We start from the raw sequence: 25,957 nt of genomic DNA on the forward strand, positions 1-25,957 counted from the left end.
GCTTTTGCCTCGGCGACAGCGAGGCTCGCGCACACAATAGGCGCATGTCCTCCCGCCCACCGATCGCCCGCTTCAGACCGCGGCTGTTCGACGCGCTCGCGGACTACAACCGGGAGCGCTTTCTCAAGGACATCGGCGCCGGCGCAACCGTCGGCATCGTGGCCTTGCCACTCGCCATGGCCTTCGCCATCGCCTCCGGCCTCAAGCCCGAAGCCGGCCTCTGGACCGCCATCATCGCGGGCTTCCTCATCTCCTTGCTCGGTGGCTCGGCGGTACAGATCGGCGGGCCGGCCGGCGCGTTCATCGTCATCGTCTACGGCATCCTCGAGCGCTACGGGCTCGCAAACCTGCTGATCGCCACCGCCTGCGCGGGCGTGCTGCTGTTCCTGCTCGGACTGTTCAAGCTCGGCACGCTGGTGCGCTACGTGCCGGTGTCGATCGTGGTCGGCTTCACCAACGGCATCGCCATGTTGATCCTGATCTCGCAACTGCGGGACTGGTTCGGCTTGCGCATCGACAAGATGCCGGCGGACATGTTCTCGCAGTTGAAGACCTTGGCCGAGCATGCCCACACGGTCAACCCTCATGCCCTGGGGCTTGGCATCGTGTGCCTCGTCGGCCTGTTCGCCTGGCCTCTGCTGTTGCGCGGTGAATCGAAGCTGAGCCAGCGCGTGCACCGGGTGTTCGGCCGCGTGCTCGAAGCGCGCGCCGTCCAGTTGGGCGCGCGCATGCCAGGCCCCATCGTCGCGCTCGTCACGCTGACTCTGGCCGCGTGGGCATTCGAATTTCCGGTCGAGACCATCGGCACGCGCTTCGGCGGCATTCCGCAAGGACTACCGGCTTTCGAGTTGCCCGCCTTCAGCTGGGAGACCGTCAAGCAGCTCGTCACGCCGACCCTGACCATCGCCTTGCTGGGCGCCATCGAGTCACTGCTGTGCGCGCGCGTGGCCGACCAGATCAGCAGCCAGCCGCGCCACGATCCCAACCAGGAACTGATGGCGCAAGGCATCGCCAACGTCGTCGCGCCTTTCTTCGGCGGCATGCCGGCCACCGGCACCATCGCGCGCACCGTGACCAACGTGCGCTCCGGCGCCAGCTCACCCATTGCAGGCATCGTGCATGCCCTCACGCTGCTGGCCGTGGTGCTGCTGCTCGCGCCACTGGCCGTGCATGTGCCGCTGTCAGTGCTGGCCGGCATCCTGCTGTTCGTGGCCTGGAACATGGGCGAATGGCGCGAGTTCACGCCCTACCGCCTGCGCCATTTCAGCCGCCACTACCGCCTGCTGATGCTCGGCACTTTCTTCCTCACGGTCGTGTTCGACCTCACGGTGGCCGTGCAGGCCGGCGTGGTGCTGGCCTGCGCGCTGTTCATCCGGCGCATGAACGCGCTGTTCTCGGTCGAACTGGTCTCGATGCAGCCCCCGGTCATCACCTACAGGCTCTACGGCGCGCTGTTCTTCGGCGCCGCGGCTCGGCTCGATGAAACCATCAGTTCGGTGGAGCGCACGCCCCGCGGCATGACCGTGGTGCTGGACGCAACACACCTCATCTCCATCGATGCCACCGGTCTCGACGCCTTGCGCCAGCTGCACAAGGCCGTGCTCTCGCGCGACGGCTTGCTGCGCATCGAATCGCTGCAACCGCAACCGCGCGAAGAGTTCGAGCGCTCGGGCTTTGCCGCGGAACTGGCAGCGGCGCGGGTCGAGCCGCTGCGGGCCACACCAGTGGATGAAGGCCGTTGAATCCGCACTTCCGGACGCAGAGGGTGCGAAGGTTCCGCGAAGACGCGAAAGAAGACAAAAGCAAAAGAGAAGGGCTGGTGGCCACAGGGGCGGCGAGCCGCGAGCGCCAACGAGCAACGAGCAACGAGCGATGGGCAATGGGCAATGGGCAATGGGCAATGGGCAATGGGCAATGGGCAATGTCAACCCCCGGTGGGCAATGACCGATGAACCATTTCAAAATTTCTTTGGCATTCCTTTCGCGACCTTCGCGGAACCTTCGCGTCCTCTGCGTACGGCTGTCCGATCCCGATTCCGCATTCCCCGTCGAGACCTACTGCTTCTCCACACCCCGATCGCTTGAAGACCCGCTGCGCACCACACGCTGGTCGCTGTTGAGCACCGCCGTGAACACCATCGGCGAGTTCGGTGGCTGCATCCATCGCCATTCCCACTCGTATTCGTTCTTCAGCGGATACGGTGTCACCTTCGCCGGCTTGCCGAGCATCTTGCGCAGGTTCTCCATCGACATGCCCGCCTGCACCTTGGCGAAGTTCTCCGGCGTCAGCACCTGGCGCAGCGCGCTCATCTTGCCGTCGGTACCGATGGTGATCATGTAGTTCTTCTGGCCGGCGGGCTGGCGGTTGTATTCGAAGATGCGGCCACCGGCCGGGCCGTCCCAGATGTTTTCCGGCTGACCGAACCTCGCGCGCACATCGGATTCGGTGGCGACGCCCTCCTCCAACTCACTGATGTTCTTGTTGTCGCAGGCCACCAGCGCGAGCAACGCGCCCAGCGCAACGGCCATCAGGCGCGCCCGCCCGCCCTTGAAGAAAATGCGTTGAGTCACCTGTGCCATGCCGTCCCCGGTAAAATTCGCGTCCAAAGGCCCAGTCTATGTCCATCTTCAATCGCCCCCACTACCGCTCCGACGTCACCAACTTCATCGATGAGTTGAAGCGGCAAAAGCCCAACCTCGAGGCAGAGCAGCGCGCCGGACGCGCCCTCCTGTGGGACAAGCACATCGACCGCAGCCTGCAGGACGAATACGCCGAAGGCGAAGTACCCCAGCAACCCTACGTCTACCAGACGCAGGTCAAGTAAGCCGATCCGGCCCGTGGCGCCGCCATGCCCGTGCGGCGCGCTGTCGCTTCCAGACGCCATCCATGAACAGCGAGATCGCCGACGACGAGGGCGCCACGCTGGTCGCCAGCATGCCTGAGGTGGTCGACCAGGTCGCGCTCGCACGCCTCTATGGCGAGCCGCTGTTCGCCCTGCCGAACGACCTCTACATTCCGCCCGAGGCGTTGCAGGTCTTCCTCGAGGCCTTCGAGGGTCCGCTCGACCTGCTGCTCTATCTGATCCGCAAGCAGAACTTCAACATCCTCGACATCCCGATGGCTGGCCTCACTCGCCAGTACCTGACCTATGTCGAGGAGGTGCGCCGCACCAACCTGGAGCTTGCGGCCGAATACCTGCTGATGGCGGCCATGCTGATCGAGATCAAGTCACGCATGCTGCTGCCGCCGCGCAAGACACCCGAGGGCGAAGAGGCTGAAGACCCGCGTGCCGAACTGGTGCGTCGCCTGCTCGAATACGAGCAGACCAAGATGCAGGCCGCCGCCATCAGCGCCCTGCCGCAGCAGGGCCGCGACTTCTGGAAGGGTCAGGTCTACATCGAGCAGTCGCTCAAGCCGCGCTTCCCCGACGTGAACGTGGTTGATCTGCGTGATGCCTGGACCGACATCCTCAAGCGCGCCAAGCTGGTGCAGCACCACAAGATCTCGCGCGAGGAACTCAGCGTGCGCGAGCACATGAGCATCGTGCTGCGCAAACTGCAAGGACGCCAGTTCATCGAATTCGAGAACCTGTTCGACGTCGACCGTGGCGTGCCGGTGCTGATCGTGACCTTCATCGCCATGCTCGAACTGGGCAAGGAAACGCTGATCGAGATCACACAGGCCGAGGCCTTTGCCCCGATCTACGTGCGGCTGGCCTACTCGGGACCTTGACCCACCCCCGAAGCGCCGTCGGCGCCCGGGCGGCCGCCAGAGGCGGCTGCTCTTGCGGGCCGTCCAAGCCTGCGCGGGCAGGCTTGGAGCCGCGGCCCTCAGCCCCTCAAGGGGGCGCACCCAGCGGCCCGGCAAAGCCGGTTCCGCGGGTGCCCACGAACAGACATTGCCCACCCCGGATCGAACCAGGGCGCCCTCGATCTTTACTGCGCGAAGCAGTACATCAACCCCGCGCCGCCCGTCTTCTTGAGCGCATCCATGCCGCAACCCTGCGTGCCGTGCGACGAGTTCCACGACTTGGCCGCCGCCGATTCATCCAGTCCGGTGCGGTCGTGGTGGCCGACGATGGCCGATCCGTCGCCGCTCTTTGTCCAGTTGCCGCAGGTGGTGTCCTTGTCGCCCGGCATGGCACGGCCATCGGGCGACGAGCCGGTCAGGATGTCGTGCATGTTGGTGGCGTCGCCGCGACCCATGATCGTCTGCCCGGTTTCAGTCAGGACCGATTGCTTGTTCAGCATGTTGGCGCCATGCAGTTCGTCGAGATTGGCCGCCACCATCACGCCCTTGGCGTTGTACCAGGGGCCCTTGCCGATGCGATCGCGCGCATTCACACCGCCACTGCCGGTGGTGCTCAGGTAAGCGCGCCAGGTGCGGCCACCCGCCCCCGCCTTCGCAGCCAGATCCTGGCAATACTTGTCGGCGCCCGCCAGGCCGCCGAAGTTGGCACCCTGGCCGGGATTGACGCTGGTGAGGAAGAACGTCATGGGCTTTGTGCCCGACGAGGCCATCGGCCCCCCGGAGCCGCAACCCGCGAGCGCCGCAACGGCAGCCAGAGAAAGTACGAGCGAAAGTGTGTGCCGACGAGCCATTGTGGTCTCCTTAGGGAATAAGGCGACCACGCTAACCGAAGCCGGTGGCCGCTTCAATCCGCCATCACCCGACTACAACCTGACTTCCGCAGATTATTTTCAACCCGGGTCAGCCGAAGGTTCGCGTCCCATCAGGTTCGCAAGCGCCTGGGCTGGGCTGGACTTGCCGTCGAGCAGCGCGACCACGCCTTCGGCAATGGGCATCTCGATGCCGAGCAGGCGCGCCCGCTGCACCACGGTGCGCGCGCAATACACGCCCTCGGCGACATGGCCCAGCGAATCAACGGCTTGGGCCAGCGTGCGCCCCTGCGCCAGCAACAGTCCGACCTTCCGGTTGCGCGACAGGTCGCCGGTGGCGGTGAGCACCAGGTCCCCCAGGCCCGACAGGCCCATGAAGGTGTCCGCGCGCGCCCCCAGCGCAAGCCCGAAGCGCGTCATCTCCGCCAGCCCACGCGTGATGAGCGCGGCGCGGGCATTGAGCCCCAGCGCCAGCCCGTCACACAAGCCCGTGGCAATCGCCAGCACGTTCTTGACGGCCCCGCCGACCTCCACGCCCACGATGTCGTCGTTGCCGTAGACCCGCAGCGCCGGCCCATGAAAGGCCTCGACCAGGAGATCGCGCACCTGCGCATGCGCGCTGGCAGCCACCAGCGCGGTGGGTCGACCTTGCGCCACCTCTTGCGCAAAGCTCGGACCACTGAGAACACCTGCCATGAGATCAGGCGCGACTTCCGCCCGGATTTCGTGGGCAAGCAGTCCAAAGGGCTGGGACTCGTCGACGACCGGCTCCACGCCCTTGGACAGCCAGGCCACCGGCGCTTTGAAACCGCGCAACAAGTGCAATTGGCCGCGCAAGGCGGCCATGGGAGTGGCGATGATGACGAGGTTGGCGCCTGCGTACGCCTGTGCGGCGTCGCCGGCTTGCACCGACAGCCTCTCCGGGAAGATTGCGCCGGGCAGGTAGCGCGCGTTCACACGCGCAGCATTCATTGGAGTGGCTTGCGCCGCATCGCGCGCCCACAGCGTGACGTCGTGGCGCGCACCCGCATTCACCGCAAGCGCGGTGCCCCAGGCCCCTGCGCCGAGGACGCAAATCTTCATGGGGCGACGGGGCCGGCTTCGCGTGACTGCGTTACCGGGTTACTGCGTAACGGCAGGCGCACCTTGGGCGGCGGCCTGCTGCTGCTCGTACATCGCCTGGAAGTTGATCTCCGCCAGGTGCACGGGCGGGAAGCCGCCGCGCTGGATCACGTCGGCCACGTTGCCGCGCAGGTACGGGTAGACGATTTGCGGGCAGGCGATGCCGAGGATCGGGCCCATCTGGTCTTGCGGCAGGTTGCGCAGTTCGAAGATGCCGGCTTGCTTGGCTTCGACGAGGAACACGGTCTTGTCCTTGACCTTGGTCTGCACGGTGGCGGACACGGTCACTTCATAGATGCCGTCGGCCACGGGCTGGGCGTCGACGCCCAGCTGGATGTCCACGGTCGGTTGTTCGGCTTCGAGCAGGATGGCTGGCGAATTGGGTTGTTCCAGGGACAGGTCCTTGAGGTAGACGCGTTGGATCTGGAATACGGGATCTTGTGTGTTGTCGGCCATGCTGAGCTTTCGATTTTCAAATGGGTGCCCGCCGCGGAAATCCCCCTGCGGGCTTGCTTGTAAGAGCGAAGGATTATGGCCTGCCGGTTGCGGCGATCAGGCCCGCCGAACGGTCAGGAAGACTGCAAAAGAGGTATTAGTCCGCCTCTGCCGTCCAGCGCGATGAGGTCGTCGCAGCCGCCCACATGCGTGTCGCCGATGAAGATCTGCGGCACGGTGCGGCGTTGCGTGACTTCCATCATGGTTGCGCGTGCGGCGGGGTCCATGTCGATCCGGATTTCCTCGATCTGGGCGACGCCCTTGGACTTCAGGATCTGCTTCGCGCGAATGCAATAGGGGCAAACGGCGGTGGTGTACATCTTGACGGTTTGCATGTGCGGATTCAGGCCCTTTCGATGGGCAGGTTAGCGTCTTTCCAGCCCTTGAGCCCGCCGGCGATGGCTTGGGCCTGCTCGTAGCCCAGCTTCTTGGCCGCGGCCACGGCCTTGTTGGCGCGGGCACCGGTAGCGCACACCAGGATCAGCGGCACGGCCTTGTTCTTGACGGCACCCGGGAGCTTTTCCTCAAGCAGGTTGAGCGGCACGTTCTTCGAGCCGGTGACATGGCCGGCCGCGAACTCTTCCGGCTCGCGCACGTCCACCACCTGCGCACGTGAGCGATTGATCAGTTGCACCGCCCCTTGCGCCGTCAGCGTGCCGGTGTTGGCGCCACGCAGCATGGGCCAGGCCAGCATGCCGCCCGAGCTGAGCATGATCAGCAGCAGCATCCAGTTGTCGACGATGAATTTCACGATGTTCCTTGGGAGATTGGATTTGGCAAAGCCTGGGATTTTAGAATGTCGGGTTACGCCCACCCCGCATCCCTACGCCAAAGGCCCTCCCACATGCACAAGCTGGTACTGATTCGCCATGGTGAATCGACCTGGAATCTCGAAAATCGTTTCACCGGCTGGACCGACGTCGACCTGACCGAAACCGGCGTCGAGCAGGCCAAGCAGGCCGGCCGGCTGCTCAAGGCAGAGGGTTATGAGTTCGACGTGGCCTACACCAGCGTTCTCAAGCGCGCCACCCGCACCCTCTGGCACACACTCGACGAACTCGATCGCACCTGGCTGCCGGTCGTGCATTCCTGGCGCCTGAACGAGCGCCACTACGGCGGCCTGCAAGGGCTCAACAAGGCCGAAACCGCCAAGAAGTACGGCGACGCACAGGTGCTGGTCTGGCGCCGCAGCTACGACACGCCGCCGCCGGTGCTCGCCGCCGACGATCCGCGCAGCGAGCGCGGCGACGTTCGTTACGCCAAGCTCTCGCCTGACCAGGTGCCGCTGACCGAATGCCTCAAAGATACGGTAGCAAGAGTTTTACCTTTCTGGAACGAGTCGATGGCCCCGGCCATCCGCAGCGGCCGCCGCATCGTGGTGGCGGCGCACGGCAACTCGATCCGGGCGCTGGTGAAGTACCTCGACGGCGTCTCCGACAGCGACATCGTCGGCCTCAACATTCCCAACGGCATTCCGCTGGTCTATGAGCTCGACGACGAACTGAAACCCCTGCGCAGCTACTACCTCGGCGACGCGGAGGCAGCCGCCAAGGCCGCAGCGGCGGTGGCGGCCCAAGGAAAGGGTTAAGGCATAAAGCCACATCCGTTGACAGTTGCGCGGAACCACCCCCGGCAATCTTGTTCGAAGGTGTGTATATTGGATCGGCACTCAACGCCGCCATTCTCAGGAAGCTCCACATGGGCCAAAAACTCAAGACCACCGGTTGGGTTGCAGCAGGCGTCGTCGCCGGCGTTCTCACCACCGTTTCATTGCAGACCGTCGCGCGCGGTTCGCTGGCCCCGTTGCCGCTGGAAGAACTCCAGCAACTCGCGGCTGTCTTCGGCATGGTCAAGTCCGACTATGTCGAGCCGGTCGACGAGAAGAAGCTCATCTCCGATGCCATTTCCGGCATGGTGTCCGGGCTCGATCCGCACTCGCAGTATTTCGACAAGAAGTCCTTCAAGGAATTCAAGGAAGGCACCAGCGGCCGCTTCGTCGGTGTCGGCATCGAGATCTCGCAGGAAGACGGGCTCATCAAGGTGGTGTCGCCGATCGAGGGCTCGCCCGCATTCCGCGCCGGCCTCAAGCCCAACGACCTGATCACCAAGATCGACGACACGGCAGTGCGCGGCCTGAGCCTCAACGAGGCTGTCAAGCGCATGCGCGGCGAGGCCAACACCAAGGTGCTGCTCACCATCTACCGCAAGGATGAGAACCGCACCTTCCCGGTCACGATCACGCGCGAGGAAATCCGCACGCAGTCGGTGCGCGGCAAGATCGTCGAGCCGGGCTATGCATGGATCCGCCTGTCGCAGTTCCAGGAACGCACGGTCGATGACTTCGTGAAGAAGGTCGACGAGATCTACAAGCAGGACCCGAACCTCAAGGGCATCGTGCTGGACCTGCGCAACGATCCGGGCGGATTGCTGGACGCGGCGGTGGCCGTGTCTGCCGCCTTCCTGCCGCAGAACGTGACGGTGGTTTCCACCGACGGGCAGTTGGCCGAAAGCAAGTCCATCTACAAGGCGGCGCCCGAGTTCTATCAGCGCCGTGCCGGCAGCGACCCGCTGCGCAGCCTGCCTGCCGCCGTGAAGACGGTGCCGCTGGTGGTGCTGGTGAACGAAGGCTCGGCCTCGGCCAGCGAGATCGTGGCCGGCGCGCTGCAGGACCACAAGCGCGCCACGGTCATGGGCAGCCAGACCTTCGGCAAGGGCTCGGTGCAGACGGTGCGCCCACTCGGCCCGGACACCGGCCTGAAGATCACCACCGCGCGCTACTACACGCCGAGCGGCACCTCGATCCAGGCCAAGGGCATCGTGCCGAACGTGCTGGTCGACGAAAGCGCCGAAGGCAGCCCGTTTGCCGCGCTGCGCATGCGCGAGGCCGACCTCGACAAGCACCTGAACAGCGGCCAGGGCCCGGAAGACAAGAGCCCCGAACGCGAGAAGGCCCGCGATGAAGCCCGCAAGCGCCTCGAGGAAGAAGCCAAGAAGCCCCCGCAGGACCGCAAGGTGCCTGAGTTCGGCTCCGACAAGGACTTCCCGTTGATGCAGGCCCTGAACCAGCTCAGGGGCCAGGCCGTGGTGGTCAGCAAGACGCAGACCATCGTCGAGAACAAGGAAGAGAAGAAGGAGAACTGATCTCCCAGCCATCGGCCTCCCATGTCGATGTGGCTTTGACATCTCGACTTGATCCCTCTCGGGGGGCGCGCCGTATTCGGCCCTGGGGGTGCAGAGCCCAGCCGATGTTTCTTGGGTGCCTGCTTCTTGACTGCTTCTACCGACCAGGCGCATGGAAGACCACGACCTGCTGCGCTATTCGCGCCACATCCTGCTGGAAGAATTCGGAATCGACGGCCAGGCGCGAGTGTCGGCGGCGCATGCGCTGGTGATCGGCGCGGGCGGGCTGGGATCGCCGGCGGCGCTGTACTTGGCGGCCGCAGGCGTCGGCAAGATCACGCTGGTCGACGACGACACGGTCGACCTGACCAACCTGCAGCGCCAGATCGCGCACACGACAGCGCGCGAAGGCCAGGACAAGGTGGCTTCGGCGGCCGAGGCGATGCTGGCGATCAATCCCACGATCGTGGTAGAAGCCCTGGCCCAGCGGGCCGACGCCGATGCCCTGTCACGGCTGGTGGCCAGCGCCGACGTGGTGCTCGACTGCAGCGACAATTTCGCGACGCGCCAGGCCGTCAACCGCGCCTGCGTGGCGCATCGCAAGCCGCTGGTCGCGGGTGCCGCCATCCGGTTCGACGGCCAGCTCAGCGTGTATGACGTGCGCGATCCGGCCTCGCCCTGCTACGCCTGCCTGTTCCCGCCGGACGCCGAGTTCGAGGAAACGCGCTGCGCCGTGCTCGGGGTGTTCGCTCCCGTGGTCGGCACCATCGGCACCTTGCAGGCGCATGAAGCCCTCAAGCTGCTGGCCGGTATTGGCGGTTCGCTCGCCGGCCGGCTGTTGATGTTCGACGGTCGCACCACCCAGTTCGACACCCTCCGGACCGCGCGCGATCCCGCGTGCAGCGTCTGTGCCCAAAGGCCCTGAAGGCGGGAAGATTTCGTAGCGAGGGGCGCCTGCCGGAAGGCCGGTTCGTGCAGCCGCACTCTTGTGCGGCGCCAACGAAGTTGCGGCAACGGCTGACAACTGCGCGAACGCGCTTGTTACGCCGGAACCAACACCGCAGGCCCGAGATCGGCGTCCGCAGTAGAAAGATTCGCGCCTTCAGTTTTGCGGCTGGCGGGCGCCAGTCGCCTTGGCAGCGCCCTTGGCGGCTTCGGCGGTGGTCGGCTTGCTGGCCTCGGCCAGCACCGCCTTGCAATCCGCATCCACGCCCGGACCGGATTCGAAGGTGGCGGCCAGCGACAGCAGCGGAGAAATCGCGCCGAGCGCCAAAGCCGTCAACCCGCGCGCAGCCAGCGGCCCCGGCTCGACGCCGAATGTCGGCGAGCCGAATGTGCCCCCCACGATCAACGGCGTGCGCACGGACAGAATGCTCATGTCCTTCGGCTTCTGATCGATGACGAAGCGCATCGTCTCGTTGGCGAAGTTGGCTTGCCCCGTGGCGTTGAACACCGTGTCTGTAGTGTCGAACACCAGGCCGCGGCCCTGCGCGACGCCCCTGTTGACATCGAAGGCCACGGCGGCGCAGCGCAACGTGACGGTCTTGTCGCCGCGCAGGATGAACTTGATCACCTCCCCGCCATCAAGCCCCGCGAACTCGAGCAGCAGGTTGCTGAACTCGCCATGCCCGGTGACGGCCGCCACGTCACCCGACGCCCCGCCGAGCCAACTTGCGACCGACTTGCCGCGGCCCGACAGGTTGATGCGCCCGTCGAGCTTGCCGAAGCTGGTCTTGAGCGTGTCCACCTTCGGAATCAGCCGGTTGATCTGCATATTGCGTATGTCGAGCGAAGCGCGGATGTCCGCCGGGTCCTGCCGCGCGTCGATGCGGATGGCGCCGGCCACCTTGCCATTGGCCACGCCGAGATCGAGCGGGTCCAGCGTCAGCACGCTGTCCAGCAGTTTCACGCGGACGCTGCCTCGGTCCAGCGGCACATCGCGCACGTTGCGGATCTTGTCGGCGGTGTATTGCACCTCGGCATTCATGGCGCGCAGGCGTTCGAAGTCGAGCGTGGCGGTCGGCAGCACCTTGCGTGCGGGCTCGCCGCGCGCGCGTTTGACCTGGGCGATGGTGGGCGGCGCCTCGACCCCTTCGATGGCCTTGGCGGAGCGCTCGGTCGGTGGCAGGCCGATGAGCGGGCCGAGGTCGTCCATGTCCATGACCTTGGAACGCAGCGTTCCTTCGAGCCGCGGTGTCTTGGGTGCCTGGTCGAAACGCATGTCGCCGGCGATATCCGACAGGCCGAGTCGGCCCTGCATGTCCTTCACTTCCCACAGCTTGCCGCGCTTGCCGAGCTTGCCGTCCAGCGAGTACGGCGAGGTTTGCGGCAGCGCAATGCCCAGCAATGGATAGAGATCCCCGAGGGTCTGGCCCTTGACCTGGAACTGGGCGTCGATGCCGTCCAAGTCGGCCAGCGCGGCGACCGTGCCCTGCGCCGACAGCTGGGTCTTGCCGGCGGCGGCCTTGATTTCGAGCGGGAATGGCGGCTGGCCTGCCGACGTGAGCTGCAGCACGTTGCCGGTGCGACCCTCTGCAGTCAGCGGCTGGCGCTGGTACTTGCCCTTGACCCGGAAGTCGAGCGGCAGGTCGCCGCGGGTCGTGTCGTAGCTGAAGTCCGCATGGATGTCGACGCCCAGGTGCTCGGCCAGGAAATTGACGCCGCCACCATCGACCTGCAGCAAGCCGATGGTCGGGACGGTGGAGGTGTCTCCCGTGTCCTTGCCGAGCGCCCAGGTACGCCGGCCGTCTTCTTCCATCTGCAAGCCCATGGTGGGAGAGACCATGGCCAGCCTGGGAATGACGACCTGGCCCGAGAGCAAGGGCCAGAGCCGGATCTCGAACTCCGCCCGCTTGGCCCGCACCAGGTAAGGCTCTCGCGCCCACGGCGGATTGGCGAAGTCGACGCCGTCGAACACGATGGTGGCGCCACGCCAGCCCGGACGAACGTCCAGGTGCCGGGTGATCTCGAACTGGCGCCCGGTCTTCTCGCTGACGTAGCGATTCAGGGGCATCCGCAGGAGGTCCCACGGAAAGAACAGCAGCACCAGCACGAGAACCGCCAGCAGCACCCCGATCGCAACAGCCAACCGAGGCCAGATCGACTTGGGCGTTGACAGTGAGGGCTGGGAAGTGGCGACCATGCTGCAGCTTAGGCCGTCACATGGGCCCGAATGGGTCGGCCCGTAGCCGCAGACAGTGTGGGGCGATGCCTACGGTTGCGCGATGGTCGGAATGGTCCTACAGCCCGATTCGCCGCCAACTTGCATGATGTGAATGTCCACCAGCGGGACCCGCAACGCCGCCATGGCCCAAAAATTGAAGACTTTCATCGTCGAAGACAACGAGACGATCCGTGAAAACCTGGCGGGCACGCTCGAGGAACTGGCCGCGGTCACAGCCGTCGGACATGCCGCAACCGAGAACGAGGCGCGCTCGTGGTTGCGCGAGAACCGCGACCAATGGCACCTGGCCATCGTCGACCTTTTCCTGAAGCAGGGCAGCGGCCTTGGCGTGTTGCAGGAAATCCTGGTGCGCCAGGCCTGGCAGCAGGTGGTGGTGTTGAGCAACTACGCCACCGCTGAAGTACGCAGGCGCTGCGCCGATCTTGGCGTGGACGCCGTTTTCGACAAATCCAATGAAATCGATGCCCTGGTCGACTACTGCATTGCGCAAAGCGCGCGGATCAACCCCCCAGGTGGTTGATCTGAACTCAATCGATCAGCTTGTTCTTCAGCGCGTAGTACGTGAGGTCGCTGTTGGACGACAGGTTCATCTTCTCCATCAGCCGCGTGCGGTAGGTGCTGACCGTCTTGACCGAGAGCGACAGGGTCTTGGCGATGTCGCCGGCCGTCTCCCCCTTGGCCAGCTTCAGGAACACCTGGAACTCGCGTTCGGACAGTTGTTCATGCGGTGCGGCGTCGTCCTTGCGGTCGAGCTGGCGGGCGAGCAGTTCGGCCACGGCCGGGGTGATGTAGCGGCGGCCCAGCGCGATGGTGCGGATGGCGTTGACGATCTCGATCGGGTCGCATTCCTTGTTGAGGTAGCCGCTCGCGCCCTGGCGGATCAGGTTCATCGCGTAGTGCTCTTCCGGATAGCCGCTGAGGATCAGGATGCCGACGTCGGGCGCCTTGGCGCGGATCATGGCGAGCGCGTCGATGCCGCTCTGGCCGGGCATGGAAAGGTCCATCACCAGGACGTCGAGCTCGGTGGTGCGCACAAGTTCAATCGCCTCGCGGCCGCTGGCCGCCTCACCCGCCACACGCAAATCAACGTGTTCGGAAAAGAACTGCCGCAGCCCGGAACGCACGATGGCGTGGTCGTCCACGATGCCAATCTTGATCATCATTTACTTTCGAGGTTCTCTGGCGGTCTTGCCCGCCGCCATTCGCCGCTCCCCGGTCGGCGTCGATTATTCCCGAATTTGAAGCCATCCCGATTCGCGGAGACCCCATGCGTTGGATAGCGCTTCCGAAGATCGCGCTCGGCCTGGCGCTGGCGGCCTTGGCTGCGCTGGTGCTGATCGGCATCAACGAGGCCGGATATCGCGAGTCGAGCCGGGCCCTGGAAGACATCAGCGAGGCGCAGCGTGCACGACTGGCGCTGAACGAATTGTTGCAGGACGTTGTCGACGCCGAAACTGGCCAGCGTGGCTATTTGCTGACCGGCGAGGTCCGCTACCGCGAGCCCTATGACAAGGCCGTCACCGAAGTCGGCGGCAACCTGGCCAACCTGCGCGAGCTCTATGCCGCGCGTCCCGACGAGCGCGCGCGCGCCGAACGACTTGCCGACCATGTCGCGCGCAAGCTGGCCGAGATGGACGTCAGCATCCGCCTGCGCGAACGCGGTAGCGAGGATGCCTGGAAGTTCGTTCTGACCACCGACGTTGGGCGCGAGGAAATGAACGCAATCCGCACCGAGGCCAACGAGCTCATCGCCATCAGCAACCGCTCACTGATGGTGAGCCAGACGCAGATCTCCAAATCGCTGGGGTTGGCACGGCTGGGTATCGCGCTCGTGGCATTGGCGGGGCTTTTCGCTTTCTGGCTGTACCTGCGGCAAACCCATGCGCTGCGCCTGGCCGGCGAAAGGCAGCAGGAGGCGCTGCAGCACGAGCGCAATGCGCTCGAGGCGGAGGTCAGCGAGCGCACCGCGACGCTGGCCGAGCTCGCCACCCATCTCCAGAACGTGCGGGAGACCGAACGCGGCTTCCTGGCACGCGAGCTGCACGACGAGCTCGGCTCGCTGCTGACCGCCGCCAAGCTGGACGTCGCCCGCCTCAAGTCGCGCCTGGCCGACTCGCCGGACGCTTCACAGCGCCTGCAGCATCTGACAGAACTGCTCAACAGCGGCATTGCGCTGAAGCGGCGCATCATCGAGGACTTGCGCCCTTCCTCGCTTTCCAACCTCGGGCTGGTGGCGTCGCTGGAGATCCTGGGGCGCGAGTTTGCCGAGCGGTCCGGCATTGCGGTCGAGATGGCGCTGGAGCCGGTGACGCTGGACGAATCGCGGCAGCTCACGATCTACCGAATGGTGCAGGAGTGCCTGACCAACATCAGCAAGTACGCGCAGGCCAGCGAAGCGACCATCGTCCTCAAGAACTACGACAACCACGTGATCGTGGAGGTCAGCGACAACGGCCAGGGCTTCGACGTGAACAGTGTCCGCCCTTCGACGCATGGCCTCGCCGGCATGCGGCATCGGGTGCAGGCGGCCAACGGGAAACTCATGGTGGCATCGAAGGTCGGCGAAGGCACGCGCCTCAGCGCGATGCTGCCCTCGCCGCGGCGCTGAGAGTGGCTGCGCGGCGGTGGCAGCTCTCCTACGCTTCCCGCCCGCCGCTGCTGACAGGTGTGGCCACGGCTGCAACCTACGCTCATCGCTCGCCCGTTCAAGGCTTCCTTGAACGTCCTCATCGCAACTTCGAGGTCACAGCCTCGGTCAGGAGTTCAGCATGTTGCACTATGCCGTTGTATTTCTGGTGATCGCCTTGGTCGCCGCCTTGTTCGGCTTCGGCGGGATTGCCGCCAGCGCGGTCGGCATCGCGAAGATACTTTTCGTTGTCTTCCTGGTGCTGGCGCTTGCGAGCATGATCGCTGGCTTGATACGCAGGGGTTAGCACCGCTACGATTCAAAATCTTGCTTCTCGAAAACTATCACTCTCCAGGAATAGGAAACTGCCATGAATGCAACTGCCAAGACCCCCTCACAACTCGCTGAAGACGCCCGCCAGACCGCGAACGATGCGGTGGAAACGACCCGCGCCTATGCCCAGAATGCCGTCAACGCGGCTGGCGAGAAGGTGCGTGACCTGCGCGGTTCGGTGGAGCCTGCGGTCGAGCAACTCGCCAACCGCGTGCAGCAGGCTGTGCAGCGCGGACTCGAGTCGGCCTCCAAGACAAGCGCTCGCGCACAGCGGCAACTGGACCAGGCTGCCGATGTGACCGGCCGCTACATCGCGGACCAGCCGGTGCGCTCGGTGCTGCTGGCTGCCGCCGCCGGCGCCGCCATCACGGCCCTGATCGTGCTGGCAAGCCGCCGTCGCGACGATTGATTCCTTCTCATTGAGGTGACACGCCACCGTCCGGAAACTTCGACCCATCCCGCAGCACCATGCTCCATCCGATTTTCTCCACGGTGCTCGGGCACCCCGAACTCGTTGCAAACCATCTGGCGAACTACGCTGCGCTGGTGCGAGAGGAAGGCGCCGTTGCAGGCCGCGCAATGGTCGGGCGGCTTGTGGCCGGTGTGCTGGCCGCCGTCAGCGCCATGCTGGCACTCGGTCTGATCGGCACTGCCGTGATGCTGGGCGTGCTGCATGGCAGCTTCCATTGGGTGCTGGCGGTGGTGCCGGCCGTCGCCGTTGCCGTTGCGGTGATCGCCGCACTGTATGCGGGGCGCGGCTCGCCATCCTCGCAAGCCTTCGAGGAGGTGCGTGCGCAACTCGATGCCGACGTACGCGCCCTCCACCTGGCTGGAGAACGCCGTGACCATTGATCGCAACGCGCTCACGGCGCAGCAGCGGCTCGCCGTTTCGCGGCGCGCGCTGGTCCGGGAGATGAATGGCGGGGCGGCGCCGGAACTTCCTTCGACTTCGCGGGCACGCGCACTCAATGCCGCCGCGCCTGAGGGTGGCACCGGGTTCCTCGAGCATTTCGCCTGGGCCAAGGTCGGACGCAAGGTCGTGGAGCGCTGGTGGCGGCGCCATCCGGCCAACGCCGCGACCCAGCTGGCGAGGCCCTTCCTCGACCGCTATGCGAAGGAGCAACCGGTCAAGCTGGTGGCAATTGCAGCGACGAGCGGCGCGCTGATCGTGCTCGTCAAGCCCTGGCGGCTGCTGTCGGTCACAGCCGTGGTCACTGCCCTACTGAAGTCGTCTGATATTGCTGACATGGTCACGACGCTGATGCAGAAAAACTCGTCACTCCCACGAAAGGACGATCAATGACTGCAGCTACCCTGGAAGCCCCCACCGAACGCCTGTTGCTCGACGAGACGGCGCTGAAGGCCGCATCGCACAGCCTCGACGACGGTGTCCTGACGCCGAGCTACGGACCCTGGCGCGACGATATCGTCAAGCTCCTGAACGACGCGCTGGCAACCGAACTCGTCTGCGTTCTGCGCTACAAGCGCCACTACTTCACCGCCGATGGCGTGCAGTCTCCGGCGATTGCCGAAGAATTCCTGGTGCACGCCAACGAAGAATCGGCGCATGCCGACAAGATCGCCGAGCGGATCGTGCAGTTGGGCGGGGAGCCGGACTTCAACCCGGCCTCCTTGCAGGGTCGCAGCCACGCGCAGTACGACGACTCGAAGGACCTGCAGGCGATGGTTCGCGCGAACCTGATTGCGGAGCGCATCGCGATCGAAGCCTATCGCCAGATGATTGTGTTGATCGGCGACAAGGATCCGACGACGAGGCGCATGCTCGAGGGAATCCTTGCGCAGGAAGAAGAGCACGCCGATGAGTTGAAGGACTGGCTCGGGCACTGACTGCCACTCCCAATGAAAAAGCCCGGCATCAACCGGGCTTTTTTCATTGCGCATGGCAACAAGCCTCACATCTTCACTTCGAGCTTGTTGTCGACCGAACTCACGCCTTCCACGCCCTTGGCAATCGCTTCGGCACGGGCCTTGGCGGCAGCGCTGGGTGCGGGGCCGTTGAGCGTGACCATGCCGCCCTTGGTGTCGACATTGATCTTGATGGCGCTCAGGTCGGGATCCTTGGCCAGGCCTGCGGAAACCGATGCCGTGATGGCCGCGTCATCGACCTTGGCTGCTACTGTAGAGCCCGCGTTCTTCGCGGCTTGGGTAGCGTCCGCTGCGCCTTCCTTCATGCTGGCGCCTGCCGAAGCCGCAGCGGACTCGGTCTTGGCCTTGGCGTCGGCGGCGGCGTCCTTCGTGCTGGCGACGGCCGAGTCGACCTTCTCGCCGACGGTTGTCTTGGGCGCCTTGTTGTCGCAGCCGCCCAAGGCGAGCGCGCAACCGGCGACGAGCATGGCCAACACGGTGCGGGTTCGCACCTTTTGCTGGTTCGAAATGTTCATGGTGATACCTCCAGGGATTCGACTGTCAATGCCGACGGCGTCGCAGCCGCATGCGCGCTGCGACGCTCTCGGCCGGTGCCTCAGAGCTTGTCGGCGCCCGTCTTGATGGCGTCCTTGACCTTTTCCTTGGCGTCACCGTAGCTGCTCTGCACCTTGCCGGCGGCCTGGTCCGCAAGACCTTCCGACTTCAGTTTTTCGCTGCCAGTCACCTTGCCGGCTGCTTCCTTGATCTTGCCCTTGGCGTCCTCGACGCGTCCTGCAACTTGGTCCTTGTTCATGGCGTTTCCTTCCGATGGTTTCAACTTGATCCATGGCCCGGCTTGGACCACGAATTCAATCTAGACCCCTGGAGTTCGCGCAGGAGGAGCACTTCGCCCGATCTCCTGTAGGACGGTTCAGGCGCTGATGATCCAGCCTTCGAGCGAGTCGACCTTGGGAGGCAGGCCCCAGCCCGGCCGCGAGGCGGCCCATGCCGCCTGCGCCAGGCAGAGCACGGCGTCGAGCCGGTCGCCCTGCGCGTCAGCGAGCAGATCGACCCGCTGGGGCGCATCCAGCGCCAGGCGAATGCCCAGGCGTTCGCTGCCCGCGGCGCAGAGCGTATCGAGCAAGTCGGCGCGCGCGGCCCGGCGCTCGGGCGTCTGCCTCGCCCGGTCGTCGGCCTTGTAGCTACGCCGCCCGATCAGTTCGCGCGCCAGCAAGCCGGGATAGGCCTCGAGCGCGATCCGCTCGGCTCTCCTGCCGGCCCAAGGTTCATCATGCGCCGGAAAGAACGCCCCCGCCGCCAGCAAGCGCGGGACGCCCGCGTGGAGCATGAATGCCACCGGCGGATTGACCCATTTCATCGACGGGCTGGAACCCGCTGGGCCATCCGTTGCCCGATGCGCGAACTTCCCGCCGACTGGCCGGGCTGCACAGAAGGCGGCGAACTCGGCTCGGATCGCAGCGCGACTCAAGCCCGCGTAGTGCGTCATCGACAGGGGCCAATGCACCGGCCAGCCCAATTGCACGATGAGCTCGCGCGGCAGGCCGAACGGGAAGTCGAAGCCTCCCACCCACACCCTTGTTCGTGCGAGCCAATCGCCCCATGCATCGAGCGTGGCGAAGGTATGAAGTTGCGCCAACCTCATCACCTTGCCGTCCAGCGTGCCTTGCGCGATGACGATGGGTTTGCGCTGCGTCGGCGCGCTCGAGAAGTCGCAGCCCAGGAGCAGGACCATCGCCGTTCAACCGAGCGCCAGCGCGATCACGCCCGCGGCAATGAACGCCGCGCCGATCAACCGCAGTAGCCGATCGCCCTCGCGCAGCAGATGCCCGCCAATAAGCGCAGCGAACAGCATCGACACCTCGCGTGCCGGGGCAACATGGGAGATCGGCGCCTGCTGCACCGCGTACAGCACCAGCACATACGACACCGGGCTGATCACCGCCACCAGCAGCGCGTACTTCCACTGCAGCCGCCACAGCCGAGCCGCCTCCGCCCGATCGCGCAGCGCCGCCGGCAACAGCAACACCACGCGCACGAAGCCGCCCATGTAGTCGACCAGGATCGGTGACATGGCAAGCACCTTGACCGCATAGCTGTCGGTCACGGTGTACGCGGCGATGAAGGCGCCCGTCAGCACGCCGTAGCGCAGCCCCTTGTGCACGCGTTCGCGACGCGCCGGGTCCTGCGTTGCGCGCCAGAGTTGGGGGCCACCCGCGACCAGGAACACGCCACCGACCACGCCGACAATCCCCGCCAGCCCGGTGAGGCTGATGCTTTCACCGAGGAACAGGATCGCGAACAGCGACGAAAGCAAGGGACCCGAGCCGCGTGCCAAGGGGTACACCACGGTAAGGTCGCTCTTGCGGTAGCCGCGCAGCAAGGTGACGTAATAGACGACGTGCAGGGCGCCGCTGGCAGTGACGAAGCCCCATTCGGTCCAACCCCACGTTGGAACCACATCCCAGCCCACCGCGATGCCGAGCGGGGCCCAGACCATCATCAGGAACACGCCGCTCTGCAGGGCAAAGCGCGCATCGCCGTTGGCCTTCTTGGCCGCGATGTTCCAGCTGGCGTGGATCACGCCGGCCAGCAGGATCAGGCCGAAGGCGGAGAGTGGCAATGAAGACTCTGATCAAGTCCGCCGCAAGGGCGCGCGCCTCGGCGCGGGATGGGATGCACGGCGCAAACCACGGTCATGGCGGAAGCCATGGCGAGGATTCGCAACGCCGCAGACCGCCCGTGCGGAGGACGCGCGATCCGCGGAGGACTTGATGAGAGTCTCCCCAGCCTCAGGGTCGGCCGACGATGGCGGCAGTGGCCAGCAACTCTTCGATCAGCGCCATGGATGCCTTGCCGGAGACGGCATAGGGATCCAGCTCTGGCTTCTCGAAGTAGCGCAACAAGGTCGCCTGGTGCACCTTGCTGAGCTGGACCTGGCCCATGGTCCAGCCACCGAATCGGCGCTCACCGATTTCCTCGAAGCCCAGCAGCATCACATCCTTGTGTCGCGGGTCACGCTGGATGTGGCCATAGAGTTCGCTGACCTGCATCCGACCGCCCTCGATCGCCTGCAGGAAGATGCCGGCACCATAGCAAAGGATGCCGGTGATGCCGCAGGAGGTGTTGTGCACGCGCGATTGCGCGAGGATCGCGTCGACCGCGGGCGCGCTGCTGTCGGCGGCGCGGCTGGCGTAGAGGAGGCGCACGAGCATGTCAGGCCTCCCGCCGGGCCGCCCCAAGGGAGGCTTGCGCCCCCTCGGGGGGCAGCGAGTACACGGAGTGACGGAGCGTGGGGGTCAGCCGCCGCCGGGCCGCCCCAAGGGGGGCCTGCGCCCCCTCGGGGGGCAGCGAGTACACGGAGTGACGGAGCGTGGGGGTCATGTTCTTAGCCTTTCCGAGGAAGGAGCGAAAGGAATTCGCGCCGCAGCGACGAGTCCTTCAGGAACACGCCGCGCATGACCGAGTTGATCATCTTGCTGTCCATCTCCTTCACACCCCGCCATTGCATGCAGAAATGCTCGGCCTCCATGACAAGGGCCAGGCCGTCGGGCTGGGTCTTCTCCTGGATCAGGTCGGCCAGTTGCACCACGGCTTCTTCCTGGATCTGCGGCCGGCCCATCGTCCATTCGGCCAGGCGCGCGTACTTGGACAGGCCGATCACGTTCGTGTGCTCGTTCGGCATCACGCCGATCCACAGCTTGCCGATGATCGGGCAGAAGTGGTGGGAGCACGCACTGCGCACGGTGATCGGGCCGACGATCATCAGCTCGTTCAGGTGCTCGGCATTGGGGAATTCGGTCAGCGACGGCGGGTGCACGTAGCGGCCCCTGAACACCTCGTTGAGGTACATCTTGGCCACGCGACGCGCCGTGTTGTCGGTGTTGTGGTCGTTCTCGATGTCGATGACCAGGCTCTCGAGCACGGCCTTCATCTTGACCTCGACCTCGTCGAGCAGCGTCTCGAGCTCCCCCGGCTCGATGAACTCGGCGATGTTGTCGTTGGCGTGGAAGCGCTTGCGCGCCGCCAGGATCCGCTCGCGGATCTTGACGGAGACCGGTGTCCCTTCGTCCTCGTCTTCCCCGCCTGCGGGGCGCTCTAGAGCGTCGATTTTCTTCAGCATCTGCCCATCCTAACCGCGCCACATGTGGCGCCGAATGCCATCAATTCGATAGCGCTAGCGAAAAGTCGGTGACCAGCGGCAGGTGGTCCGACATGCGCGCCCAGATCGGCCCGCGCGGCACGTGACAAGCCACCGGCGACAAGTGGCGACCATAGATGAAGTCGAGCTGCGTCACCGGCAGTCGCGACGGATACGTCAGGATGCGGGGGCCGGGCAGGTCGTGCGAATCCCGCATGCCCATCGCGTTCATGGCCGAGCGCATGCGCGCGCCCCAATCGTTGAAGTCGCCCGCGACGATCACCGGTTCACCCTGCGGCACCTCGCGCGCGATGAACTCATTGAGCTGCGCCACCTGCCGCACCCGGCTCCCCTTGATCAGGCCCAGGTGCACCACGATGGCGTGCACCGGCTTGCCCTCCACGTCGATGACCACGTGCAGCAGGCCGCGCTGCTCGAAGCGGTGGTCAGAAATGTCCTGATGCCCCTGGCTCAGCACCGGCCAGCGCGTGAGCAAGGCATTGCCGTGCTCGCCATGCCGCGTGATCGCATTGGTTTCGTAGACCGCGGTGTAGCCTTCGGGTGCGAGGAAATCGGCCTGCGGCATCGCGGGCCAGCGGGTGAAGCGCGCAGCCGCCTGGCGGTTCATCTTGCGCACTTCCTGCAGGCAGATGATGTCGGCGTCGAGTTGCTCGACGGCATGACCAAGGTTGTGAATCTCCAGGCGCCGGGCGGGCCCGATGCCTTGCACGCCCTTGTGGATGTTGTAGGTCGCAACCCGCAGGTTCATGCTCATGCCGCAAATTGTGGCAGCAACAGGATGGCTTCTGCATTCGACGGCGAAAAGCAGGCGTCGGCGGCTTGCCGGTACGGCAGCCATTGCCAGGCGGTGTGCTCGTGCGGACTGAGCCGCGGCTCGACGCAGTCAGGCACACACAGGCCGAAGAGGTGCTCGGTGTTGTGCGTCACACCCGGGGCATAGCGGGCGCGCCAGCGGGGGTAGATCTCATAGATGTTTTGCAGGCGCCAGTCGACGAGCTGCGAGGCGAGCGCACTGCCCTCGCCGCACTGGATGCCCGTTTCCTCGGCCACCTCGCGCGCGGCTGTCAGCGCCAGCGGCTCGTCCGCCATGTCCTTGCTGCCGGTGACGGACTGCCAGAAGTTGTCCGCGTCGGCGCGCTGGATGAGCAGCACGTCGAGGGCCGGCGTGTGGATCACGACCAGCACCGACTCGGGGATCTTGTATCGAAGCATTACCCAGGAGGCAGCCCGTCGGCCTCGACTGCAAGCAATTGCTGGTACCGGGCGAAAGACAGCAGGACGACCTCCGTGCCGTCCTGCGCGACGACCTTCACTGGCTCGGTGTCGCAGAAATCCAACCTGTCTTCGATCGCTGCCCGATCCTGGGGGTAGTGGAGGATTCGCATCATCTGGCCTTGGCAATACGCCGGGAACAACGGCTCGGCGATACAAAAAAGGGCGCCATGAAAGGCGCCCTTGATTCTGCCTGTTCCGCTCGATCAGGCCGGCTGCTGCACGTTCCGCAAGCGAATGTGCAGTTCGCGCAGCTGCTTCTCGTCGACCGGGCTCGGCGCCTGCGTCAGCAGGTCCTGCGCGCGCTGGGTCTTGGGGAAGGCGATCACGTCGCGGATCGACTCGGCGCCGGTCATCAGCATGACCAGGCGGTCGAGGCCGATGGCGATGCCGCCATGCGGGGGCGCGCCGTATTGCAGCGCGTCCAGCAGGAAGCCGAACTTGAGTTGCGCGTCTTCCGCGCTGATCTTCAGCGCGCGGAACACCTTGCTCTGCACTTCCTCGCGGTGGATACGCACCGAACCGCCGCCCATCTCGATGCCGTTGAGCACCATGTCGTAGGCCTTGGCGATGCACTTCTCGGGTGCGGTGTCCATGAGGTCCTCATGACCGTCCTTGGGCGCCGTGAACGGATGGTGCACGGCCGACCAGCGCTGGCCTTCCTCGTCGAACTCGAACATCGGGAAGTCGACCACCCACAGCGGTGCCCAACGGTCGTCGAACAGGCCCGCCTTCTTGCCGAAGGCGCTGTGGCCGATCTTCACGCGCAGAGCGCCGATGGCGTCGTTGACGACCTTTTCCTTGTCGGCACCGAAGAACAGGATGTCGCCGTTGCGGGCGCCGGTGCGGGCGATGATCTCGGCGAGCGCGGCGTCGTCGAGGTTCTTGACGATCGGGCTTTGCAGGCCTTCGCGGCCGGCGGCCGCGTCGTTGACCTTGATGTAGGCCAGGCCCTTGGCGCCGTAGATCTTCACGAACTCCTGGTACGCATCGATCTCGCCGCGCGAGAGGCCGCCTTCGGCACCGCCGCCCGGCACGCGCAGCGCAACCACACGGCCGCCTTTCATCGTGGCGGCGTTCGAGAACACCTTGAACTCGACGCGCTTCATGATCTCGGTGAGTTCGGTGAGTTCGAGCTTGACGCGCAGGTCGGGCTTGTCCGAGCCGTACTTGAACATCGCATCACCGTATGACATGGTCTGGAACACGGGCAGGTCGATGCCGGCCGCGTTGCGGAACACGGTGCGGATCATGCCTTCGAACATCTCGCGGATTTCTTCCTCGGCGAGGAAGGAGGTCTCGATGTCGATCTGCGTGAATTCAGGCTGGCGGTCGGCGCGCAGGTCTTCGTCGCGGAAGCACTTGACGATCTGGTAGTAGCGGTCGTAGCCGGCCACCATCAGCAACTGCTTGAACAACTGCGGCGATTGCGGCAGCGCGAAGAAGCTGCCGTCGTGCACGCGGCTGGGCACCAGGTAGTCGCGCGCGCCTTCGGGCGTGGACTTGCCGAGCATCGGCGTCTCGATGTCGATGAAGCCGTTGGCATCGAGGAACTTGCGCGTTTCCATCGTGACCTTGTAGCGCAGCATCATGTTCTTCTGCATCACCGGGCGGCGCAGGTCGAGCACGCGGTGCGTGAGGCGCGTGGTCTCGCTGAGGCTGTCGTCGTCGAGCAGGAACGGAGGCGTCACCGACGGGTTCAGCACCTTGAGTTCATGGCACAGCACTTCGATCTTGCCGCTCTTGAGGTTCTCGTTCGTTGTGCCTTCGGGGCGTGCGCGCACGAGGCCCTTGACCTGCACGCAGAACTCGTTGCGCAGGCCCTCGGCAACGGCGAAGGTGCTGGCGCGATCGGGGTCGCACACCACCTGCACATAGCCTTCGCGGTCGCGCACGTCGATGAAGATCACGCCGCCGTGATCGCGGCGACGGTTGACCCAGCCGCACAAGGTGACGGTTTCGCCCATGAGGGCTTCGGTCACGAGACCGCAATAGTGAGTACGCATGGCCATATGAATGTTCCGTTGCGCCTGGTGGCGCATGTTGTTATCGGGTCGTCGGGAGGGCGGCAGCGCTGGGAGCGACCACGCCCATCGAGACGATGTACTTGAGCGCTTCGTCCACGCTCATCCTGAGTTCGATGCAGTCGCTGCGCTTGAGCATCACGAAGTAACCGCCGGTCGGGTTCGGCGTGGTGGGCACGTAGACGCTGAGGTATTCCTCGCCGCCCAGGTGCCCCATGACCTCGCCTCCCGGCGCACCGGTGACGAAGGCAATGGTCCAGACGTTTTCACGCGGCCATTGCACGAGAACCGCCGTGCGGAAGGCATTGCCGTTCTCGGAGAACAGGGTGTCCGACACCTGCTTGACGCTCGAATAGATCGAGCGCACCACCGGAATGCGACGCACCACGGCATCGCCCCAGCCCAGCAGGCGCTTGCCGATGAAATTGCTGGCAACGGCGCCGACCACCAGCAGGATGGCCAGCGTGAGCAGCACGCCCAAGCCTCGAATGTTGTGATTGCTGAGCCAGGTGTTCCAGGTGCCCGGCAGCACGACCAGCGTCTGGTCCAGCGTATCGATGATCCACTTGAGCACCGCCAGCGTGATGAACAGCGGCACGATGACCAGCAAGCCGGACAGCAGCCATTTGCGCAAGGCGTGCATTCGACGGGCCTCAGTCGCTCTTGGTGGCGGCAGCGGGTGCCGGGCTCGCAGCGGGTGCCGGTACAGCGGCGGGCGCGGTGGTTGCAGCCGGTGCAGCCGTCGCCGGTGCGGCGGCTGCGGTGTCGCCCGCAGGCGTGGCCGCATCGCCATTGGCCGCTGGCGCGGCCTTGCCATCACCGGGCTTCTTGCCGCCGTCGCGGAAATCGGTCACATACCAGCCAGAGCCCTTGAGCTGGAAGCCGGCCGCGGTGAGCTGCTTTGAGAACGCGCTGGCGCTGCAGCTTGGGCACACCGAGAGGGGCGCGTCAGACATTTTCTGCAGCACGTCCTTGGCAAAGCCGCAGGCGCTGCACTTGTAGGCGTAGATGGGCATGGAATTGGGGGTCGAATCGAGCGCCAGCTTGGCCGCTCGCAAAGCCCTCGATTATAGAGCCCGCCCCTGCGAGGCCACCCTGATACGGCTTTGCCTTCG

Annotated in this window: 33 protein-coding genes; 13 read left to right on the forward strand and 20 right to left on the reverse strand. The window is 65.3% G+C overall.

Annotation, left to right across the window (positions count from 1 at the left end; all coding sequences use genetic code 11):
- Positions 1-44 precede the first annotated feature (44 nt).
- Positions 45-1,742 carry a SulP family inorganic anion transporter gene (locus tag WKW82_RS07170; RefSeq protein WP_340341583.1) on the forward strand — a complete coding sequence of 566 codons (1,698 nt, stop codon included), beginning with the start codon at positions 45-47 and terminating at the stop codon, positions 1,740-1,742.
- Between the two features lie 313 nt (positions 1,743-2,055).
- Here the strand turns inward: WKW82_RS07170 and WKW82_RS07175 are convergent, their stop codons facing one another.
- On the reverse strand, positions 2,056-2,529 hold the full coding sequence (locus WKW82_RS07175; protein WP_340341975.1) for an outer membrane protein assembly factor BamE: 474 nt from the start codon (positions 2,527-2,529) through the stop codon (positions 2,056-2,058).
- 89 nt (positions 2,530-2,618) lie between these two features.
- Here WKW82_RS07175 and WKW82_RS07180 point away from each other — a divergent pair, with 89 nt between their 5' ends.
- Positions 2,619-2,825, forward strand: a complete 207-nt coding sequence (locus WKW82_RS07180; RefSeq protein WP_340341584.1) for a DUF3460 family protein — start codon at positions 2,619-2,621, stop codon at positions 2,823-2,825.
- A 62-nt stretch (positions 2,826-2,887) separates the two neighbouring features.
- Entirely contained in the window at positions 2,888-3,733 is an 846-nt protein-coding gene (locus WKW82_RS07185; protein WP_340341585.1) for a segregation and condensation protein A, read from the forward strand.
- Positions 3,734-3,936: 203 nt separating this feature from the next.
- Here the strand turns inward: WKW82_RS07185 and WKW82_RS07190 are convergent, their stop codons facing one another.
- The 5 genes from WKW82_RS07190 to WKW82_RS07210 all read right to left on the reverse strand — a co-directional run bounded on the left by WKW82_RS07190 (position 3,937) and on the right by WKW82_RS07210 (position 6,988).
- On the reverse strand, positions 3,937-4,602 hold the full coding sequence (locus WKW82_RS07190; RefSeq protein WP_340341586.1) for a hypothetical protein: 666 nt from the start codon (positions 4,600-4,602) through the stop codon (positions 3,937-3,939).
- 99 nt (positions 4,603-4,701) lie between these two features.
- A complete protein-coding gene (locus WKW82_RS07195) occupies positions 4,702-5,703 on the reverse strand; it encodes an NAD(P)H-dependent glycerol-3-phosphate dehydrogenase (protein ID WP_340341587.1) in 1,002 nt (333 codons plus the stop codon).
- A 39-nt stretch (positions 5,704-5,742) separates the two neighbouring features.
- Positions 5,743-6,198 (reverse strand): protein-export chaperone SecB, encoded by a 456-nt coding sequence (secB, locus tag WKW82_RS07200; protein WP_340341588.1) that lies wholly within the window; start codon positions 6,196-6,198, stop codon positions 5,743-5,745.
- Between the two features lie 113 nt (positions 6,199-6,311).
- Positions 6,312-6,572 (reverse strand): glutaredoxin 3, encoded by a 261-nt coding sequence (grxC, locus tag WKW82_RS07205; protein WP_340341589.1) that lies wholly within the window; start codon positions 6,570-6,572, stop codon positions 6,312-6,314.
- 8 nt (positions 6,573-6,580) lie between these two features.
- On the reverse strand, positions 6,581-6,988 hold the full coding sequence (locus tag WKW82_RS07210; protein ID WP_340341590.1) for a rhodanese-like domain-containing protein: 408 nt from the start codon (positions 6,986-6,988) through the stop codon (positions 6,581-6,583).
- A 93-nt stretch (positions 6,989-7,081) separates the two neighbouring features.
- Here WKW82_RS07210 and gpmA point away from each other — a divergent pair, with 93 nt between their 5' ends.
- The 3 genes from gpmA (at position 7,082) to WKW82_RS07225 (ending at position 10,282) form a co-directional block, all read left to right on the forward strand.
- Positions 7,082-7,825 carry a 2,3-diphosphoglycerate-dependent phosphoglycerate mutase gene (gene gpmA / locus WKW82_RS07215; protein ID WP_340341591.1) on the forward strand — a complete coding sequence of 248 codons (744 nt, stop codon included), beginning with the start codon at positions 7,082-7,084 and terminating at the stop codon, positions 7,823-7,825.
- A 110-nt stretch (positions 7,826-7,935) separates the two neighbouring features.
- Positions 7,936-9,378 (forward strand): S41 family peptidase, encoded by a 1,443-nt coding sequence (locus WKW82_RS07220; protein ID WP_340341592.1) that lies wholly within the window; start codon positions 7,936-7,938, stop codon positions 9,376-9,378.
- Between the two features lie 151 nt (positions 9,379-9,529).
- On the forward strand, positions 9,530-10,282 hold the full coding sequence (locus tag WKW82_RS07225) for a HesA/MoeB/ThiF family protein (RefSeq protein ID WP_340341593.1): 753 nt from the start codon (positions 9,530-9,532) through the stop codon (positions 10,280-10,282).
- A 177-nt stretch (positions 10,283-10,459) separates the two neighbouring features.
- Here the strand turns inward: WKW82_RS07225 and WKW82_RS07230 are convergent, their stop codons facing one another.
- Positions 10,460-12,499, reverse strand: coding sequence for an AsmA family protein (locus tag WKW82_RS07230; RefSeq protein WP_340341594.1), 2,040 nt, complete (start codon positions 12,497-12,499; stop codon positions 10,460-10,462).
- A 163-nt stretch (positions 12,500-12,662) separates the two neighbouring features.
- On the opposite strand from WKW82_RS07230, the gene WKW82_RS07235 reads away from it, so the two are divergent.
- Entirely contained in the window at positions 12,663-13,061 is a 399-nt protein-coding gene (locus WKW82_RS07235) for a response regulator (RefSeq protein WP_340341595.1), read from the forward strand.
- Positions 13,062-13,068: 7 nt separating this feature from the next.
- Here the strand turns inward: WKW82_RS07235 and WKW82_RS07240 are convergent, their stop codons facing one another.
- Positions 13,069-13,701 (reverse strand): response regulator, encoded by a 633-nt coding sequence (locus tag WKW82_RS07240; protein ID WP_019656595.1) that lies wholly within the window; start codon positions 13,699-13,701, stop codon positions 13,069-13,071.
- 107 nt (positions 13,702-13,808) lie between these two features.
- Here WKW82_RS07240 and WKW82_RS07245 point away from each other — a divergent pair, with 107 nt between their 5' ends.
- From WKW82_RS07245 to WKW82_RS07270, 6 genes are all read left to right on the forward strand, one after another.
- A complete protein-coding gene (locus WKW82_RS07245) occupies positions 13,809-15,149 on the forward strand; it encodes a CHASE3 domain-containing protein (RefSeq protein WP_340341596.1) in 1,341 nt (446 codons plus the stop codon).
- Positions 15,150-15,309: 160 nt separating this feature from the next.
- Positions 15,310-15,474, forward strand: coding sequence for a DUF1328 domain-containing protein (locus WKW82_RS07250; protein WP_340341597.1), 165 nt, complete (start codon positions 15,310-15,312; stop codon positions 15,472-15,474).
- A gap of 63 nt (positions 15,475-15,537) precedes the next feature.
- Positions 15,538-15,909, forward strand: a complete 372-nt coding sequence (locus tag WKW82_RS07255) for a hypothetical protein (protein ID WP_340341598.1) — start codon at positions 15,538-15,540, stop codon at positions 15,907-15,909.
- 59 nt (positions 15,910-15,968) lie between these two features.
- Positions 15,969-16,352, forward strand: a complete 384-nt coding sequence (locus tag WKW82_RS07260) for a hypothetical protein (protein WP_340341599.1) — start codon at positions 15,969-15,971, stop codon at positions 16,350-16,352.
- Entirely contained in the window at positions 16,342-16,803 is a 462-nt protein-coding gene (locus WKW82_RS07265; RefSeq protein WP_340341600.1) for a hypothetical protein, read from the forward strand. Before WKW82_RS07260 ends, WKW82_RS07265 begins: the two co-directional genes overlap by 11 nt.
- Positions 16,800-17,348 carry a ferritin-like domain-containing protein gene (locus tag WKW82_RS07270; protein ID WP_340341601.1) on the forward strand — a complete coding sequence of 183 codons (549 nt, stop codon included), beginning with the start codon at positions 16,800-16,802 and terminating at the stop codon, positions 17,346-17,348. The genes WKW82_RS07265 and WKW82_RS07270 overlap by 4 nt, the downstream gene beginning before the upstream one ends.
- A 65-nt stretch (positions 17,349-17,413) precedes the next feature.
- Here WKW82_RS07270 and WKW82_RS07275 read toward each other — a convergent pair whose 3' ends face one another.
- The 12 genes from WKW82_RS07275 to WKW82_RS07330 all read right to left on the reverse strand — a co-directional run bounded on the left by WKW82_RS07275 (position 17,414) and on the right by WKW82_RS07330 (position 25,858).
- Complete coding sequence (locus tag WKW82_RS07275; RefSeq protein ID WP_340341602.1) at positions 17,414-17,902, reverse strand: BON domain-containing protein; 489 nt, start codon at positions 17,900-17,902, stop codon at positions 17,414-17,416.
- A gap of 80 nt (positions 17,903-17,982) precedes the next feature.
- Positions 17,983-18,180: a CsbD family protein gene (locus WKW82_RS07280; protein WP_340341603.1), complete on the reverse strand. Its 198-nt coding sequence runs from the start codon at positions 18,178-18,180 to the stop codon at positions 17,983-17,985.
- Positions 18,181-18,297: 117 nt separating this feature from the next.
- Positions 18,298-19,119, reverse strand: a complete 822-nt coding sequence (locus tag WKW82_RS07285; protein ID WP_340341604.1) for a DUF429 domain-containing protein — start codon at positions 19,117-19,119, stop codon at positions 18,298-18,300.
- A 6-nt stretch (positions 19,120-19,125) separates the two neighbouring features.
- Complete coding sequence (locus WKW82_RS07290) at positions 19,126-20,007, reverse strand: EamA family transporter (RefSeq protein WP_340341605.1); 882 nt, start codon at positions 20,005-20,007, stop codon at positions 19,126-19,128.
- 169 nt (positions 20,008-20,176) lie between these two features.
- A complete protein-coding gene (locus tag WKW82_RS07295; protein WP_340341606.1) occupies positions 20,177-20,599 on the reverse strand; it encodes a BLUF domain-containing protein in 423 nt (140 codons plus the stop codon).
- Between the two features lie 173 nt (positions 20,600-20,772).
- Positions 20,773-21,507: a GTP cyclohydrolase I gene (gene folE / locus WKW82_RS07300; protein ID WP_340341607.1), complete on the reverse strand. Its 735-nt coding sequence runs from the start codon at positions 21,505-21,507 to the stop codon at positions 20,773-20,775.
- 40 nt (positions 21,508-21,547) lie between these two features.
- A complete protein-coding gene (locus tag WKW82_RS07305; protein WP_340341608.1) occupies positions 21,548-22,300 on the reverse strand; it encodes an endonuclease/exonuclease/phosphatase family protein in 753 nt (250 codons plus the stop codon).
- Entirely contained in the window at positions 22,297-22,758 is a 462-nt protein-coding gene (gene nudB, locus WKW82_RS07310) for a dihydroneopterin triphosphate diphosphatase (protein ID WP_340341609.1), read from the reverse strand. Before nudB ends, WKW82_RS07305 begins: the two co-directional genes overlap by 4 nt.
- Complete coding sequence (locus WKW82_RS07315; protein WP_340341610.1) at positions 22,758-22,931, reverse strand: hypothetical protein; 174 nt, start codon at positions 22,929-22,931, stop codon at positions 22,758-22,760. The genes nudB and WKW82_RS07315 overlap by 1 nt, the downstream gene beginning before the upstream one ends.
- Positions 22,932-23,024: 93 nt before the next feature.
- Complete coding sequence (aspS, locus tag WKW82_RS07320; protein ID WP_340341611.1) at positions 23,025-24,830, reverse strand: aspartate--tRNA ligase; 1,806 nt, start codon at positions 24,828-24,830, stop codon at positions 23,025-23,027.
- A 34-nt stretch (positions 24,831-24,864) separates the two neighbouring features.
- Positions 24,865-25,485 (reverse strand): DUF502 domain-containing protein, encoded by a 621-nt coding sequence (locus WKW82_RS07325; RefSeq protein WP_340341612.1) that lies wholly within the window; start codon positions 25,483-25,485, stop codon positions 24,865-24,867.
- A gap of 10 nt (positions 25,486-25,495) precedes the next feature.
- Positions 25,496-25,858 carry an FmdB family zinc ribbon protein gene (locus WKW82_RS07330; RefSeq protein ID WP_340341613.1) on the reverse strand — a complete coding sequence of 121 codons (363 nt, stop codon included), beginning with the start codon at positions 25,856-25,858 and terminating at the stop codon, positions 25,496-25,498.
- Positions 25,859-25,957 lie beyond the last annotated feature (99 nt).

Origin of the sequence: Variovorax rhizosphaerae (assembly GCF_037889975.1) — a bacterium.
Lineage (GTDB): Bacteria > Pseudomonadota > Gammaproteobacteria > Burkholderiales > Burkholderiaceae_C > Variovorax > Variovorax rhizosphaerae.

What these genes read in the sequence shown, in the direction of transcription:
- WKW82_RS07170 (WP_340341583.1), top strand. Translation starts at nt 45, where the DNA reads ATGTCCTCCCGCCCACCGATCGCCCGCTTCAGACCGCGGCTGTTCGAC.
- WKW82_RS07175 (WP_340341975.1), bottom strand. Translation starts at nt 2,529, where the DNA reads ATGGCCGTTGCGCTGGGCGCGTTGCTCGCGCTGGTGGCCTGCGACAAC.
- WKW82_RS07180 (WP_340341584.1), top strand. Translation starts at nt 2,619, where the DNA reads ATGTCCATCTTCAATCGCCCCCACTACCGCTCCGACGTCACCAACTTC.
- WKW82_RS07185 (WP_340341585.1), top strand. Translation starts at nt 2,888, where the DNA reads ATGAACAGCGAGATCGCCGACGACGAGGGCGCCACGCTGGTCGCCAGC.
- WKW82_RS07190 (WP_340341586.1), bottom strand. Translation starts at nt 4,602, where the DNA reads ATGGCTCGTCGGCACACACTTTCGCTCGTACTTTCTCTGGCTGCCGTT.
- WKW82_RS07195 (WP_340341587.1), bottom strand. Translation starts at nt 5,703, where the DNA reads ATGAAGATTTGCGTCCTCGGCGCAGGGGCCTGGGGCACCGCGCTTGCG.
- secB (WP_340341588.1), bottom strand. Translation starts at nt 6,198, where the DNA reads ATGGCCGACAACACACAAGATCCCGTATTCCAGATCCAACGCGTCTAC.
- grxC (WP_340341589.1), bottom strand. Translation starts at nt 6,572, where the DNA reads ATGCAAACCGTCAAGATGTACACCACCGCCGTTTGCCCCTATTGCATT.
- gpmA (WP_340341591.1), top strand. Translation starts at nt 7,082, where the DNA reads ATGCACAAGCTGGTACTGATTCGCCATGGTGAATCGACCTGGAATCTC.
- WKW82_RS07220 (WP_340341592.1), top strand. Translation starts at nt 7,936, where the DNA reads ATGGGCCAAAAACTCAAGACCACCGGTTGGGTTGCAGCAGGCGTCGTC.
- WKW82_RS07225 (WP_340341593.1), top strand. Translation starts at nt 9,530, where the DNA reads ATGGAAGACCACGACCTGCTGCGCTATTCGCGCCACATCCTGCTGGAA.
- WKW82_RS07230 (WP_340341594.1), bottom strand. Translation starts at nt 12,499, where the DNA reads ATGGTCGCCACTTCCCAGCCCTCACTGTCAACGCCCAAGTCGATCTGG.
- WKW82_RS07235 (WP_340341595.1), top strand. Translation starts at nt 12,663, where the DNA reads ATGGCCCAAAAATTGAAGACTTTCATCGTCGAAGACAACGAGACGATC.
- WKW82_RS07240 (WP_019656595.1), bottom strand. Translation starts at nt 13,701, where the DNA reads ATGATCAAGATTGGCATCGTGGACGACCACGCCATCGTGCGTTCCGGG.
- WKW82_RS07245 (WP_340341596.1), top strand. Translation starts at nt 13,809, where the DNA reads ATGCGTTGGATAGCGCTTCCGAAGATCGCGCTCGGCCTGGCGCTGGCG.
- WKW82_RS07250 (WP_340341597.1), top strand. Translation starts at nt 15,310, where the DNA reads ATGTTGCACTATGCCGTTGTATTTCTGGTGATCGCCTTGGTCGCCGCC.
- WKW82_RS07255 (WP_340341598.1), top strand. Translation starts at nt 15,538, where the DNA reads ATGAATGCAACTGCCAAGACCCCCTCACAACTCGCTGAAGACGCCCGC.
- WKW82_RS07260 (WP_340341599.1), top strand. Translation starts at nt 15,969, where the DNA reads ATGCTCCATCCGATTTTCTCCACGGTGCTCGGGCACCCCGAACTCGTT.
- WKW82_RS07270 (WP_340341601.1), top strand. Translation starts at nt 16,800, where the DNA reads ATGACTGCAGCTACCCTGGAAGCCCCCACCGAACGCCTGTTGCTCGAC.
- WKW82_RS07275 (WP_340341602.1), bottom strand. Translation starts at nt 17,902, where the DNA reads ATGAACATTTCGAACCAGCAAAAGGTGCGAACCCGCACCGTGTTGGCC.
- WKW82_RS07280 (WP_340341603.1), bottom strand. Translation starts at nt 18,180, where the DNA reads ATGAACAAGGACCAAGTTGCAGGACGCGTCGAGGACGCCAAGGGCAAG.
- WKW82_RS07285 (WP_340341604.1), bottom strand. Translation starts at nt 19,119, where the DNA reads ATGGTCCTGCTCCTGGGCTGCGACTTCTCGAGCGCGCCGACGCAGCGC.
- WKW82_RS07295 (WP_340341606.1), bottom strand. Translation starts at nt 20,599, where the DNA reads ATGCTCGTGCGCCTCCTCTACGCCAGCCGCGCCGCCGACAGCAGCGCG.
- folE (WP_340341607.1), bottom strand. Translation starts at nt 21,507, where the DNA reads ATGCTGAAGAAAATCGACGCTCTAGAGCGCCCCGCAGGCGGGGAAGAC.
- WKW82_RS07305 (WP_340341608.1), bottom strand. Translation starts at nt 22,300, where the DNA reads ATGAGCATGAACCTGCGGGTTGCGACCTACAACATCCACAAGGGCGTG.
- nudB (WP_340341609.1), bottom strand. Translation starts at nt 22,758, where the DNA reads ATGCTTCGATACAAGATCCCCGAGTCGGTGCTGGTCGTGATCCACACG.
- WKW82_RS07315 (WP_340341610.1), bottom strand. Translation starts at nt 22,931, where the DNA reads ATGCGAATCCTCCACTACCCCCAGGATCGGGCAGCGATCGAAGACAGG.
- aspS (WP_340341611.1), bottom strand. Translation starts at nt 24,830, where the DNA reads ATGGCCATGCGTACTCACTATTGCGGTCTCGTGACCGAAGCCCTCATG.
- WKW82_RS07325 (WP_340341612.1), bottom strand. Translation starts at nt 25,485, where the DNA reads ATGCACGCCTTGCGCAAATGGCTGCTGTCCGGCTTGCTGGTCATCGTG.
- WKW82_RS07330 (WP_340341613.1), bottom strand. Translation starts at nt 25,858, where the DNA reads ATGCCCATCTACGCCTACAAGTGCAGCGCCTGCGGCTTTGCCAAGGAC.